Source organism: Pseudomonas sp. 10C3, assembly GCF_036346185.1.
In the GTDB taxonomy this organism is placed as follows: Bacteria; Pseudomonadota; Gammaproteobacteria; order Pseudomonadales; family Pseudomonadaceae; genus Aquipseudomonas.
Genome location: NZ_JASJVE010000006.1, coordinates 18,373 through 32,665, shown reverse-complemented (window position 1 = coordinate 32,665; position 14,293 = coordinate 18,373). Strand labels below are relative to the sequence as shown.

Annotated in this window: 12 protein-coding genes and 1 pseudogene; 9 read left to right on the top strand and 4 right to left on the bottom strand. The window is 58.7% G+C overall.

The genetic code is table 11. From position 1 onward, the window contains the following. Positions 1-272: 272 nt before the first annotated feature. Together QN399_RS07125 and QN399_RS07120 are read left to right on the top strand one after the other, a co-directional pair. Positions 273-478, top strand: a pseudogene (locus QN399_RS07125) (hypothetical protein); the annotation flags it as partial. A gap of 21 nt (positions 479-499) precedes the next feature. Next, entirely contained in the window at positions 500-1,762 is a 1,263-nt protein-coding gene (locus QN399_RS07120; RefSeq protein ID WP_330200757.1) for an arsenic transporter, read from the top strand. A 57-nt stretch (positions 1,763-1,819) separates the two neighbouring features. Here the strand turns inward: QN399_RS07120 and QN399_RS07115 are convergent, their stop codons facing one another. Then, positions 1,820-2,371 carry a cytochrome b gene (locus tag QN399_RS07115; protein ID WP_322178966.1) on the bottom strand — a complete coding sequence of 184 codons (552 nt, stop codon included), beginning with the start codon at positions 2,369-2,371 and terminating at the stop codon, positions 1,820-1,822. Between the two features lie 191 nt (positions 2,372-2,562). On the opposite strand from QN399_RS07115, the gene QN399_RS07110 reads away from it, so the two are divergent. From QN399_RS07110 to QN399_RS07080, 7 genes are read left to right on the top strand one after another with little or no spacing between them, the layout of a single operon-like run. Next, complete coding sequence (locus QN399_RS07110; RefSeq protein WP_322178965.1) at positions 2,563-3,240, top strand: thermostable hemolysin; 678 nt, start codon at positions 2,563-2,565, stop codon at positions 3,238-3,240. Then, complete coding sequence (locus QN399_RS07105; RefSeq protein ID WP_322178964.1) at positions 3,230-4,711, top strand: AMP-binding protein; 1,482 nt, start codon at positions 3,230-3,232, stop codon at positions 4,709-4,711. Before QN399_RS07110 ends, QN399_RS07105 begins: the two co-directional genes overlap by 11 nt. Further along, positions 4,708-5,388, top strand: a complete 681-nt coding sequence (locus QN399_RS07100; RefSeq protein WP_330200756.1) for an iron-containing redox enzyme family protein — start codon at positions 4,708-4,710, stop codon at positions 5,386-5,388. The genes QN399_RS07105 and QN399_RS07100 overlap by 4 nt, the downstream gene beginning before the upstream one ends. Then, positions 5,375-6,175: an SDR family oxidoreductase gene (locus QN399_RS07095; protein ID WP_322178962.1), complete on the top strand. Its 801-nt coding sequence runs from the start codon at positions 5,375-5,377 to the stop codon at positions 6,173-6,175. The genes QN399_RS07100 and QN399_RS07095 overlap by 14 nt, the downstream gene beginning before the upstream one ends. A 5-nt stretch (positions 6,176-6,180) precedes the next feature. After that, complete coding sequence (locus tag QN399_RS07090) at positions 6,181-6,825, top strand: hypothetical protein (RefSeq protein ID WP_322178961.1); 645 nt, start codon at positions 6,181-6,183, stop codon at positions 6,823-6,825. A 12-nt stretch (positions 6,826-6,837) separates the two neighbouring features. Continuing rightward, entirely contained in the window at positions 6,838-7,500 is a 663-nt protein-coding gene (locus QN399_RS07085) for a response regulator (protein ID WP_322178960.1), read from the top strand. Then, positions 7,497-8,864, top strand: a complete 1,368-nt coding sequence (locus QN399_RS07080) for an ATP-binding protein (protein ID WP_322178959.1) — start codon at positions 7,497-7,499, stop codon at positions 8,862-8,864. The genes QN399_RS07085 and QN399_RS07080 overlap by 4 nt, the downstream gene beginning before the upstream one ends. Here the strand turns inward: QN399_RS07080 and QN399_RS07075 are convergent. The 3 genes from QN399_RS07075 to glgP form a co-directional block, all read right to left on the bottom strand. Then, the gene (locus QN399_RS07075; protein WP_322178958.1) at positions 8,857-9,192 is read right to left on the bottom strand and encodes a DUF190 domain-containing protein; all 336 of its coding nucleotides are present in this window, start codon (positions 9,190-9,192) and stop codon (positions 8,857-8,859) included. The two genes, QN399_RS07080 and QN399_RS07075, sit on opposite strands and share 8 nt — an antisense overlap. Positions 9,193-9,321: 129 nt before the next feature. Beyond that, positions 9,322-11,586, bottom strand: coding sequence for an Orn/Lys/Arg decarboxylase N-terminal domain-containing protein (locus QN399_RS07070; RefSeq protein ID WP_323565718.1), 2,265 nt, complete (start codon positions 11,584-11,586; stop codon positions 9,322-9,324). Between the two features lie 131 nt (positions 11,587-11,717). Beyond that, positions 11,718-14,234, bottom strand: coding sequence for an alpha-glucan family phosphorylase (glgP, locus tag QN399_RS07065; protein WP_322178957.1), 2,517 nt, complete (start codon positions 14,232-14,234; stop codon positions 11,718-11,720). Positions 14,235-14,293 lie beyond the last annotated feature (59 nt).

The following is a 14,293-nucleotide window of genomic DNA, read 5'->3' as shown; positions in this document are numbered from 1 at the left end:
CAACAGGGACGAGATGTCGGAGGCGATTATCAAAAGGTCTGGCCCACAGCCATACGCTGCCTTGGCCGCAATGTGTCAGTGCTTTAGATTGGCGGGTAGAGCCCGCCCATCACGGTGTAAGACTACCGTTACAACCGGGATCTAAACTTAAGTACTGCACCTCGCGCCCCACCCGGTCGGTTCTCGGCTATAAGTGCGGCTCGATGAAACCAAACCTGGGCACGACGGGTCATTGATAGTCGTCAGTTGCGTCATTGAGTCTGAGTTTTCACAACGCCAGCCTGGCAGGGCTGGTGGTACAGCAATCGGGTTACAGCGCTGCTTTCCTGATACTCACCGCTATTGCCGCAGTGGCATTTCTTTTACTATGGCTGCCATGCCCGAAACGTTGAATTGGGCTCGGAACAGCCCCTCCAGCCTGCCGATAAAGTCATCCCGATTACCTCGCGATGCTCAATTTCCGTTATCTCGCCTTTAGCCTCACGCTTGAGTAAAAACAATGCCTGCATTCGATCCAACTACGGTCATCTGGACAGTGGCCGCCCTGGCAACCTGCGGGATCATCCTGCGCCCATGGCGAGTACCTGAGTATGTCTGGGCGGTGTGTGCCGCCGTATTACTGACGGGTCTGGGGTTCATTCCGCTCCACTCGGCCCTGGCGGCGATGGCTAAAGGCAGCGATGTTTATCTGTTTCTGATTGGCATGATGGTGCTGGCTGAACTGGCGCGTCAGGAGGGACTCTTCGACTGGCTGGCCATGTATGCAGCGCAACACGCCCGGGGGTCGGGACAACGACTGTTCGACTTGGTGTTCCTGGTCGGCACGCTGGTGACGATATTTCTATCTAACGACGCCACTGCCGTGGTGCTGACCCCTGCCGTTTACGTAGCGGCCAAAGCGGCCAAGGCAGAGCCTCTGCCTTATCTGTTCGTTTGCGCCTTCATCGCTAACGCAGCAAGCTTTGTATTGCCCATCTCCAACCCTGCCAACCTGGTGGTTTTTGGCAGCCACATGCCACCACTGATGACCTGGCTGTGGCAGTTCACCCTGCCCTCCATCGCGGCGATCGGCCTGACCTATATTGTGCTGCGCTTCACCCAGCGCAATCATCTTCGCAAGCCGTTGGAAACCGTCATCACCCTACAACCTCTGTCGAGTGGCGCACGCCTGACCGCATTCGGCATCGTGCTGACTGCGGTGTTGTTGCTGTTGGCATCGGCGCTTGACCTGCAATTGGGTCTGCCGACCTTCTGTGCCGGGCTCGCGACGGCGAGCCTCATCCACTTACGCCAGCGTCTGAACCCGCTACCGGTGCTCAAGGGCGTTTCCTGGGGCGTACTGCCGCTGGTGGCAGGCTTGTTTGTATTGGTCGAGGGGCTGGCGCAGACAGGCGTGATCAATACCCTGGCGCATGCATTGGCGTCCCTGGCCGAAAACTCCACCCTCCAGGCGACCTGGGGTGCCGGGATCATCGTGGCTATCGCCAGCAACGTGGTCAACAACCTTCCAGCAGGCCTGATCGCCGGGTCGGTGGGTCAGATCGATCATCTGCCCACGGCCATCACGAGTGCACTATTGATCGGTGTCGACCTAGGGCCAAACCTGTCGATTACCGGCTCGCTGGCTACGCTGCTGTGGCTTATTGCCGTGCGCCGCGAAGGCGAACACGTCAGTGCTATCGACTTCCTGCGTCTGGGCATTCTGGTGATGCCGCCCGCGTTGATCGGCGCATTGGCGGCGTTGTCACTCAGTGGCGTCTGAGGCCCGGCAAGGCCTCAGCCGACAGGACGATTCCGTCACCTATCCAGGACACGGCAACTACTCAGATCGCTGCCCGGGCAAAATCCGCTTCAGGGTGTTGTCGCCCACCCAGTAATGGTGAAAAAGCCCTGCCGCTGCATGCAACCCGATCAGCCAGTAACCGGCACTGCCGAGCAACTCATGCCAGTCCTTGAACTGACGCGCCAATGCTGGATCGACGCTGACCGGAGCAGGCAGCACGAAATCGAAATAAGGGATCGGTTTATCCCCGGCACCTAACATCAACCAGGCGAATATCGGCGTAGCGATCATCAACCCGTAAAGCGCCAGATGCGTCAGGTGCGACAGGCCGATCTGCCAGCCTGGTGGACGCGGCAAAATGGGCGGACTGGGTTTCAAACGGGCCAGCAACCGGACCCACACCAGCGCGAAGATCGCCAGCCCGAACAGTGAATGCAGCCCAAGAAACATCCCCTTCAGCGCATGCCCTCGCGGCAAGAGCCCCTTGATTTCAATACAACTGTAGACACCGACGAATAGCGCCAGCATCAGCCAGTGCAGAGTGATCGATAGTTTTCCATAACGTTGCGGCACTGCGCTGTTGTTCATGAGCGGACCTCTCAAGTGTCGTGATGTGCTGCCCGAGTCATTTGGGCTATCAGCACCTTGGCTGACGAGTCTTAAGCCAGTCTGAAGACTGACCCGATACGACCTTAGACGTACTTGGACGAACCTTCAGACTTCGCTAAGAATTGACGCCGATACTCTGAACCTGACTACCCACGGGAGGAGTCCTCTCAATGCCCGGTTTCGACTGGAACATCCGGTTACCCCTGCATTTCGGCAACACCGACGCACCTGACATGAGCTTGGTCAGGGCCCTGCCAGGTGAACCAAAACGCTCAGAGTTCGAAGCTTATATCCAACAACGCTTCCACCTGGCTCACGGGGCCGAGATACGCCAATTCATGCCTGAACTGTTCGGGATGAGCCATTCCGCAGGAGGGCTGAGCGCCGTTGCCGGAGTGCGGCTGGGAGCTTCAGGGCCGCTGTTTCTCGAGCATTATCTGGATGAACCCATCGAACCATTGATCTGTGCGGCCGCTGGCCGCCCGGTTGACCGAATCGGTATTGTCGAGGTCGGCAATCTCGCCGCAAGCGATACCGGCAGTGCACGCCTGAGCATCATCACCCTCACCTGGCTACTGGCGATGGGCGGGCTGGAGTGGGTGGCGTTTACCGGTAACGCTGGGCTGGTCAACAGCTTCCATCGCTTGGGATTGCGCCCCGTGACCCTCTGTGCCGCCGACCCGCAGCGACTGGGTGAAGACCAACATGCCTGGGGCAGTTATTACCAAAGTCAGCCGTCCGTGCATGTCGGCAATATCCGTGCTGGCTTCATTCATTTACGCAACGTGGGGCTATTCAATCGCCTCGGTTTGCCATCGACGTCCGAGATGATCAACCATGTCGCCTGAACTGGAAGGGTTCAAACAGATTCTTCGTCAACATGCCGAAGAAAAACCTGACGTCCTGGCATTATGGGGAGATGCTCAGCGGCTGGATTACGCCACCCTGTACGCAGAAGTCGTCTATCGGCAACAGCGCTTGCGCGAAGAACGCATCAGTGTGGTCGCCTTGGCCCTGGAGAACGGTCCGAACGCACTGCTTTGGGACCTTGCGGCACTGTTCGAAGGTCTTACCTGCCTGACGTTACCGCCTTTTTTCAGCCCCGCGCAACGTAACCATTGCCTGGAGCAAAGCCAGGCCGAGCTGGTCATCGCCGACACCGATCAGGCCCCTGAACTGACAACGGCTGGCTATACACAGGTCGGAGAGTTCTGGCGCCGGTCATTTTCCGGCACAACGCGCATGCCTCAAGGCACAGCCAAGCTGACGTTCACCTCAGGCACCACTGGAACCCCCAAAGGCGTATGCCTGAGTGCCGACAGCCTGCTAAGGGTGGCCAGGGAACTGGACCTGGCCACACGTGCTACCGAGTCTCACCATCATCTCGCCCTGCTTCCTCTGGCCATTCTCCTGGAAAACCTGGGGTGCTATGCCGCGCTTTATGCGGGTGCGACGCTAAGCCTGCCGAGTCAGAAAAAACTCGGGATCCAGGGCGCCAGTGGCGTGGATATCCCCCGGCTGCTCGGCACACTTGCCGAACGACGTCCCGAAAGTCTGATCCTAGTGCCGCAACTGCTTCTGCTGTTAGTCAACGCGGCCGAGCTCGGCGCATTCAACGCCTCGACACTGCGCTTCGCCGCCGTGGGCGGGGCCAGGGTGTCGGTTGAGTTGTTGCTACGCGCACAACGGATCGGCCTGCCGGTCTTTGAGGGCTATGGCTTGTCAGAATGCGCGTCGGTGGTGTGCCTGAACCATCCCGGCGCCAACCGCCTGGGCAGTGTCGGCAAGCCCTTGCCCCATGTGAAGGTCCGCTTGGCTGAGGACGGTGAAGTGTTGATTGGCGGCGCTCCAATGCTCGGTTATCTGGGCGAATCGCCCGAGGCCACGGGTTGGTGGCACAGCGGTGACCTGGGCGAATTTGACGCAGAGGGTTATCTCTACCTCAACGGCCGCAAGAAACATCAATTCGTGACCAGTTTTGGGCGCAACGTCAATCCCGAATGGGTCGAGGCCGAGCTGACACAACGCAGCCATATCGCCCAGGCTTTTGTGTATGGCGAAGCAATGCCGCGTAACCACGCGCTGCTGTGGCCCCACAAGCCGGACTGCACCGACGAGGAAATCACCGCCGCAGTCGCCCTCGCAAACGAAAACTTGCCCGACTACGCCCAAGTTCATCAATGGACACGTCTGGAGCAACCTTTTACTCCGACCAATGGCCTGCTCACCGCCAATGGTCGACCACGGCGCGAAGCCATCCTCGAACGCTACCGGCATCAACTCATCTCATCGGTTTACCCTGAGGTATCAGCATCATGAGTTTCTTCGACACACTGCAAGAAGCCACCCAGCACGAACGCCAGGAATTATTTAACTTACCGATCATTCGCCAAGCCCTTGCCGGTCGGGTCAGCCTGGAAAGCTATCGCGCTTTTCTGACCCAGGCCTATTACCACGTTCGACACACGGTCCCATTGATGATGGCGTGCGGCGCCCGTCTGCCCATCGGCCTGGAATGGCTGCGAGGGGCCGTCTGTGAGTACATCGACGAAGAGTACGGCCATGAACAGTGGATCCTGAATGACATTTCGGCCTGCGGTGGCGACGTCGATACTGTTCGTGAAGGACGCCCAGAACTGCCGATCGAGTTGATGGTCGGTTTCCTCTATGACTTGATCGCGCGGGACAATCCCGTCGGCCTGTTCGGGATGGTCAACGTACTCGAGGGCACCAGCATTGCGCTGTCCACACATGCCGCCGACAGTATTCGCGAGCACCTTGAACTCCCCACCACTGCCTTCAGCTATTTGAGCTCTCACGGGGAGCTGGACGTGGCGCACATGCAGACCTATCGCCGGTTGATGGATCGCCTGGAAGACCCGACCGACCAAGCCGCCGTCATCCACGCCTCGAAAGTCGTCTACAAACTGTACGCCGACATGTTCCGTGCCCTCCCGGGCGCTACGGCCGAGGAGACCTTGCATGCAGCTCTCTGAAGCAAGAGTCGTCCTGACCGGTGCTAGCGGCGGGATCGGCCTGGCCATTGCCGATGCCCTGTGCGCGAAGGGCGCCCTGGTGTTGGCGGTGGCCCGACATAAAGCGCCACTTGAGCGGCTACTCGCGCTTTATCCGCACAATCTGCGCTGGATATCAGCTGACCTGACGACCGCCACTGACCGCAGAAAGGTCTTCACCACGGCCGAGGAAATGGGTGGTGTGAACCTGCTGATCAATGCCGCCGGGGTCAACCACTTCGCCATGCTCGAACAGCTGGACGATGCAGAAATCAACGCCATGCTGACGTTGAACATCAGCGTCCCTATCTGCCTGACGCGCACGTTTCTGCCTCTATTGAAAGACGCTGAAAATGCCATGGTCGTTAATGTGGGGTCCACCTACGGCTCCATTGGTTTTCCGGGTTACGCCAGCTATTGTGCGAGCAAATTCGCGCTACGCGGTTTCTCCGAAGCCCTGCGTCGCGAGCTGGCCGATACCCGGGTTGGCGTGCTGTACGTGGCGCCCCGTGCGACGCGCACCTCTATGAACAGCCCCGCCGCACAGGCCTTGACCGACGCACTGAAATCAAACGTCGACGACCCACACATCGTCGCTCAGGCGGTTATCCATGCGATTGCGGGTGATCGTCGCGAGCTCTACCTGGGCTGGCCTGAACGCTTCTTCGTCCGTTTGAACAGCCTGCTGCCTAACCTTGTGGACCGCAGCCTGCGTAAACAACTGCCCTTGATCCGGCGACTCAGTGTCCGGCAAGAAAAAGAGAAATAAAAACCATGAAAAAGCTCTGCATCTACCTGCTTCTCGGCGTTTTGAGCAGCCCTGCCTGGGCCTTGGAAAGCGCGGATCAGGAACGCCTGATTGCCATTCAGCAAAGCTGGGCCCATATCCAATACGAATTGCCAGCTGAGCAACGTGTGGCTGCGTTTGAAAAGCTTGCAGCACAAGCGTCAGCGTTCACTCAGTCCCGGGGAACCGTTGCCGAGGCCTGGGTCTGGTCCGGTATCGTTACCAGCAGTTGGGCCGGAGCTCAAGGCGGACTGGGGGCATTGAGCAAGGTCAAGTCGGCGCGTATCGATCTCGAAAAAGCGATAGCGCTGGACCCGAATGCGCTGCAAGGCTCCGCTTATACCAGCCTCGCCGCACTCTATGATCGGGTTCCCGGCTGGCCCATCGGCTTCGGCGACGCGAAAAAAGCCGAACAGCTCTTGAAACAAGGCTTGCAACTCAACCCGACTGGCATAGACAGCCTGTACTTTTGGGGGGACCACCTTTATCGTCAAGGTCGTTATGTCGAAGCCAAGGCAGCCTTGCTCAAAGCCTTGCAAGCGCCACCGCGTCCTGGCCGGGAAACCGCCGATACAGGTCGCCGCCAGGAGATCCAGGCGTTGCTTGGCGAGGTAAACAAGAAAATTAACTGACAGGAGTCAGCTGTGCGTCTACTGCTTATCGAAGATGACATCGCTCTGGGCGAAGGTGTTCATCAGGCCTTGAGCCGAGAGGGTTACACCGTTGACTGGCTTAAAGACGGTAGCAGCGCTCTGCATTCGCTGCTCACCGAAACCTTTGATCTGGCCGTGCTCGACCTGGGGCTGCCACGCATGGACGGTCTCGAAGTGCTGCGCCAGTTACGCCAGAGCGGCTCCACGCTGCCCGTGCTGATCCTCACCGCGCGCGATGCCACCGAAGACCGGATTGCCGGTCTGGATGCAGGCGCCGATGACTATCTGGTCAAACCTTTCGACCTTGCCGAATTGAAAGCCCGCCTGCGCGCGCTGCTGCGTCGAAGTGCGGGACGCGCCCGGGTGCTGATCGAGCATGCCGATATCAGCCTGGACCCGAGTACCCAACAGGTGACTTACCATGGCGCACCGATTGCGCTGACACCCAAGGAGTACCAGTTGCTCTATGAACTGCTTTCTCCCCCAGGACGGGTGATGACCCGCGAGCGATTGATCCAGCTGCTTTATGGCTGGAACGAAGAAGCGGAAAGCAACACCCTCGAGGTGCACATCCACAATCTGCGGAAAAAATTCAGTTCTGAGTTAATCCGGACCATTCGCGGTGTCGGTTACCTGGTTGAAGAGCGCCGATGACGTCAATCAGAAAGCGCACCATGACCCTGATTCTCGGCCTGTTGCTTGTCGGCCTGCTGATCATGAGTTTCTTCAACCTGCATGACAGTAATCATGAAATTGCCGAAGTCTATGACGCGCAACTGGCCCAAAACGCTCGCCTGCTGCAAGGCGTCATGCGCATGCCAATGGCCAGCAAGGACCATTCAGCACTGTACCAGGCCTTCAATCAGGCCCTCAGCCAAGCCTCGCCCAAGCTCGATGGCCATCCCTATGAGAGCAAAATTGCTTTTCAGGTATGGAATCATCAAGGCGAACTGCTGGTACACACTGCCAGCGCCCCCACCTTTACCCTGCCCCCCTCCCAGACAGGTTTCAGCGATGTCGTTGACCTGAAAAATCATCAGTGGCGGACATTCATTCTCGACGACGTGCAGTACGGCCTGCATATCTGGGTCGGCGAGCGTAACGATGTGCGAACGGATCTGGTTGACCGTATCGTTCAGCATACCCTTTGGCCAAATCTGTTGGGCAGCCTGATCCTGGTCACAGTGATGTGGCTGGCGATTGGTTGGGGGCTCAAGCCTCTGGCCGACTTGGCCGCGACCCTGCGCGCTCGACACTCCGGCTCCCTGGAGCCCCTGCAAATCGAGCCGCTGCCCAGCGAACTCGAACCCATGCAGGCCGCGCTGAATCGAATGCTTTCGCAAATCCAGGAGGTGCTGGGGCGAGAGCGACGCTTCATTGCCGATGCGGCCCATGAAATGCGGACACCGTTGGCGGTACTTCGGGTGCATGCGCAGAATTTACTGGAAGCGGGCACCGAGGCAGAAAAACGAGAGTCACTCGAATACCTGATCGTCGGTGTAGACCGCACCAGCCGTTTGGTTAACCAGTTGCTGACCATGGCCAGGCTCGAACCCCAGTCGATAGCACCGCCCCTGCAAACCGTTGACCTGACGGCGACTGTTCGAGAGGGTCTCGTTCAGCTTACGCCCTGGTTGCTGAGCAAGGGCCTTGAGCTGACTTTCGACGTCAGCGATGTCCCTTACATCACCCATACCGACCCAGTAGCGATTAACATCGCGCTTAATAACCTGGTGACCAACGCCGCGAACTTTTCTCCAGAACATGGCCTGATCACTGTCCGCCTGACAAAAATCAATGGACACTTCCAGCTGGCTGTCGAAGATCAGGGGCCGGGTATCAACGAGGCAGAGCGTGAGCGGCTCTTTGAGCGTTTTTACAGTCGAGGTAACGACCAGGGCGCAGGGCTTGGACTGACGATTGTACAAACGATTGCGGTTCGCCTGAAAGGTCGGATACATCTGGATAACCTTCCAGACGGCGGTCTCTGCGCAACACTGGAACTCCCGGTCAACTAAGGGGCTTGTCGGCTTTTTTGCCGACAGTCCCCAGCTCGATCGGCGCTTTTATGTAGAACAAGGAGATGTCTTCGGCCTCCAGGCGCTCGAACAGGCGCGCGCATTCGTCTTCGCTAATCGCCATACGAATTTCGGTAGGTTGATCGGCAAGTTCAAAGACGTGCGTGGAATGCAGCTGGCCTGTATGGCCAAATCCCTCTATGCCCGTCGATAGCGTGGCGCCGCGTAGCCCCAGTTCTTTGGCCAGGTCGACGACCCAGTCACCGAGCATTTTTCCGCGATAGCGACGATTCTGCTGAGTGAAGAAAATCACCAGAAAACCTTTCATGATCCAACTCCTTTAGCGTGCGCTAATCAGCTGAAACGAAGCCGGCACCGAGCAACGCGCCGATAGCGATGAGCAGCCATGATTTCAGCATAGCCGCCGTCCTCCCCGTCGCCCGGACCGTCCTGGGGTTTATTTAATGCATCGGACTAAATAACGCCCATCCTCCACCTCGACGCCATGGGTGTCATGGGTGAAGCCCGGGAAGCGCCGGTCGTACTCTTGCAGCGCCTTGAGGTAGCCGAGAATTGGACCATCCGCCGCCCCTGCGCTCTCGCCGGGCATCAGTAGCGGGATGCCTGGCGGATATGGCACCACCCCGGTCGCCACGGTGCGGCCCGCCATTTGTTCGAGGGTAAGGACTTCGATATTGCCGCGCACCAGTTGCTCGTATGCCGCGACCGGACTGAGTTGGGGCACCGGCAAGGTAGAGAACGCCCGAGACATGGATTCAGTGGTGCGCAGTTCGGACATGGCCTGGAACATGGTGTCGCACAGTGTGCGCAATCCCATGCCACGGTAGCGTTGCGGGTGCGCAACGATCAGGGGCGGCAACACGCTGTCCAGTGGCGCGTTGGCGTCGTAGTCACGTTTGAAGTCCAGCAAGGTGCTGACCAATGTACCCCACTTGCCTTTGGTCACACCGATAGAGAACAGGAACAGAATCGTAAAGTCGGTGGTTTTCTCCACCACGATGCCCTGCCGGTCCAGGTAGGCACTGAGCACCACCGCAGGAATGCCCTGCTGGCTCATGCCGCCACCGGGCAAAATCCCGGGCGTGGTGATCGACACCTTGATCGGGTCAAGCATGCAGTAGCCGTCTTCGATGTCACCGAAGCCATGCCAGGCAGCATTGGGTTTTAGCCCCCAACACTCAGGCTCACTCGCCAGCAGAGCCTCATCGGCAGTATGGAACGGCACCACTTCGCCACTCTCGGGATCGATGACAGTGTCAGGCTGCCAGACATTGAAAAACCATTCGCCCCGGGCCTGGAACTCTTCGTTGAGTCGCGGCACCATGCGTCGAAAAGCAATCGCCTCGCGAATTGCATCGCCCGTCAGGGCTTTGCCACCAGGGCCGTCCATCATTGCCGCACTGACATCGTTGGAGGCGATGATTGCGTAGTTCGGCGAAGTCGAAGCATGCATCATGAACGCTTCATTGAACCGCGCATGTTCGATAGGCCGGCGACCATCGCGCACATGGATCATCGAAGCCTGGGACAGCGCCGCCAGCAACTTGTGTGTGGATTGGGTCGCAAACACAGTCGGCCTGTCCGCGCTGTAGTCTGCTGGCTCGCCATGCATGGCGAAACGCTCTCGGTAGATCGGGTTGAAGCGCGCATAACCGAACCAGGCTTCGTCGAAATGCAGGCGGTCGACGCTTTGACCGAGCAGCTTCTCGACCTGGGTGACGTTGTAACAAAGTCCGTCGTAGGTGGAGTTGGTGACGATCGCGTGCATCGGCGTCGGGTCGAACCCGTCACGCACCAATGGATTGCTCGCCACGGCGTCGCGCACGGCCTCGGGGCTCAGGCGCTGGGGAGGTATCGGCCCGATCAGACCGTAGTGATTTCGCGAGGGAATCAGGTAGGTCGGAATCGCCCCGGACATGGTCATCGCGTGCTCGACCGACTTATGGCAGTTGCGATCACACAATGCCACTTGGTCACGTGTGACGCTGGCCATCAGGATCACCCGATTGGAGGTCGATGAACCATTGGTGACGTGATACGTGCGATGAGCCCCGAAGACCTTCGCTGCGTACACTTCGCTGGCACCGATGGGCCCAGAATGATCGAGTAACGAACCCAGCTCGCCCACTGAAATCGACAAGTCCGAGCGGAACAGGTTTTCACCGAAAAAATCGAAAAAAGCCCGTCCTACCGTCGACCTCAGAAACGCTGTACCGCCGGTATGTCCGGGCGTGTGCCAAGAGTATTCGTACACTTGCGAGAAGCGTACCAGCGCACCAAACATCGGTGGCAGCACGGCCTCACGGTAACGCTGAATGGCAGCGACGATGCGCCCGCTGATAAACGCGGTGGTGTCTTCCAGCAACCAGATGAAGTCGTCTGATTTCTGCATGGCGTCAAGCGGGATGGTTGCTGCACTGTTGCGATCAGCCAGCAGAAAAATCGGCAGCGTCTCGCTGCGCTCACGCACAGCATCCAATACGCTGTTGGCTATTGCATGACTGTCGTCGAGGGCCAACTCCCAATCGAGTAACACGCATTGCACCATAGGGTCTGAGTGAATCAGAACAGTGGCATCCAGCGCCGACTGTGCCAGCAGGACCTCAACCTGGCGTTTTTCCAGCTCTTGCGCCAGTTGCCTGACGGCGCGGCCCGCCGCCGTATTGGCAGCAAGATCTTCATGGATAAGCAGTGCTTTCATGCCAAGACGATTTTGCTGATCAAAGGACATAGTGTCTTCCAGACAGATAAAAAGGGTAACTCGAGGCCCGCAACCGCAGGCCTCGGCATGAGATGTTCAGCGTCTATAGCCTAGCGCTGTGAAAAGGCACGTTAACGCTGCCAGGCAATGAGACCGACCTCCAGCGGGACCTCCAGCCCAGTGGCGCCATTGACGATCACGCGCGCGGTATAAGCCTGGGCAGGACGATCATCGGGTACCTCGGCGCGATAGATCAAAACACCTCCGGACAGTGCCATCGGGTCGATCACCATGTCCTGAATATCAGCGGGCGCGCCCTCCAGACCTTCGGCATACAGCTGCACGCGTAGTTGGCCCGGGGACAGTCCATCAAGGTCCATGTGTAACGTTGCAGCGTAGTGGCCCATCTGCTGGTGCATGTCCAGATGCAGAAAGCGGATATGAGCCCAACGAACATTCAGATCCTCGCGTTCACGAGTGAGTTGCACGGCCAGTCGGCTTTCATCAGCCGCGCGCGCCCGGTAGCCCGTGGCGGCGGGCAGATAATAATGTTGGGTGTAGTCGCGCACGGCCCGGTCGGCGGAAAACTGTGTCACCAGCGCTCCCATGCTGCAGCGCATGCGCCGGATCCATTGCCTGGGAATGCCCTCTGCATCGCGCTCATAAAAAGCAGGCACCACCTCATCCTCAAGCAACGAATAAAGCTGGGTAGCGTCGACACTGTCGTAATCGTCAGCATGCTCGGCACCATCGCCAATCCCCCAGCCCACCTCCTCTGAGCATGCTTCGGCCCACCAGCCATCGAGCTGGGACAGGTTCAGCCCGCCGTTGGCCAGGACTTTCATCCCACTGGTGCCGCTGGCTTCCCACGGACGGCGTGGGGTATTGACCCAAACATCGACCCCTTGCACCAAATGGCGTGCTACGCGCATATCGTAGTCTTCGAGGAACGCCACACGCCCGTTGACCTCGGGACGGCGAATAAACGCATGCCAGTCACGAATCATCTGCTGCCCGACGATGTCGGCCGGATGCGCCTTGCCGGCGATCAGTAACTGCACCGGCCGGGTTGGATGATTGAGAATACGCAGCAGCCTGTCGGGGTCCTGTAACAACAGGTTAGGCCGTTTATACGAGGCAAAGCGCCTGGCAAAGCCCAGCGTCAAAACCTGCGGGTTGAACAGGGCACCCGCCGACTCAATGGCCTCCAGCGAGGCTCCGTGAATGGCCTCGCTGCGCGCCAGACTCGTGCGGACGAACTCGAACAACAGCGTCCTGGCCTGCTGGCGCAAACGCCAGATCTGCCCGTCGTCGACCTGCTCCAGTAACTCGCTGACCCGCGACTCACTGGTGCCGCGCCAAGGCAGATCGCCCCCGTGCAAGGCTTGCCAATGCGACTCGGCCTCGAGTGATACCCATGTCGGCAGATGAACGCCATTGGTCACGTACCCGACCGGCACGGCATCGCGGGGCCAGCGTGGAAACAGACTCTGGAAAATGTGGCGGCAGGTTGCCCCATGCAGACGGCTCACTGCATTGACCGCACCTGCACAACGCATCGCCAGGAACGCCATATTGAAGGGTTCTTGCGCATCATCAGCGTTCTGCCGTCCCAGCGCCAGAATGGCCGACAAAGGCTGACCCAGCTCAGTTTCGACATAGCGCCCCATGTATTTGCTGATCAGCTCCGAGGGGAAACGGTCGAAACCGGCCTCGACCGGTGTATGGGTGGTGAACACATTACCGGCACGGGTGGCGGTCATCGCGACATCGAACCCGACCTTGTTCGCCTGCATGTAGCTGCGGGCCCGTTCAAGCACCGCGAAAGCGGCGTGGCCGTCGTTTAGATGACAGACATCCGGCGTGTAACCTGCGGCCTCCAGTAAACGCCATCCACCAATACCCAACACCACCTCCTGGCGAAGACGCATCTCCACATCGCCGCCATACAGCTCACCGGTGATCAGCCGGAACGGGGGTGGATTGGCCGGGTCGTTACTGTCGAGCAGCAACAATTTATTACGGCCCACCGTTGCCTGCCAACCCCGCACCCAGACCGTCAGACCTGGCAGTTGCACGGACAGACGTAACAAACTGCCATCGGGGCGCAACAAGGGCTCCACCGGCAATTGGCGCGTGTCATTGACCGGGTACAACGCTTGCTGGTCACCCTGAAAACCGATTTCCTGACGAAAATACCCTTGCTGCCAAAGCATACCGACAGCCACCACCGGAACACCCAGGTCGCTGGCGGCTTTCAACTGATCGCCCGCGACATTGCCCAACCCTCCCGAGTAAATCGGCAGTGCCTCGCTGAGCATGTACTCCATGGAGAAGTAGGCCACTTGATGCAAATCAGCGTCAGGCTGTTCGCGCTCGAACCATGAGGGCTGAGCGAGGATATCCCGATGGATCTCGGCGATGCGGGTAACCCGCGCATGAAAATGACTGTTGCCCAGCAGGAGGTTGATCTTCTGGTCGGAAACCGCATTGAGCACCACACAGGGATTATGGGTCAGTTCCCATAATTCATGGTCGAGACTGCGCCAGATATCATCATTCAGACACGACCAACGGATGGACTGATCAAACGCCAGTTGGCGCAGGGTTTGAAAGCTCGGATCAAGATCGTTGCAAGGAGACTGCATGGACTGGCCCTTATACGAACTGGGGACAAACTGGGGTCCGGCCACACCTCAAGCGTAAC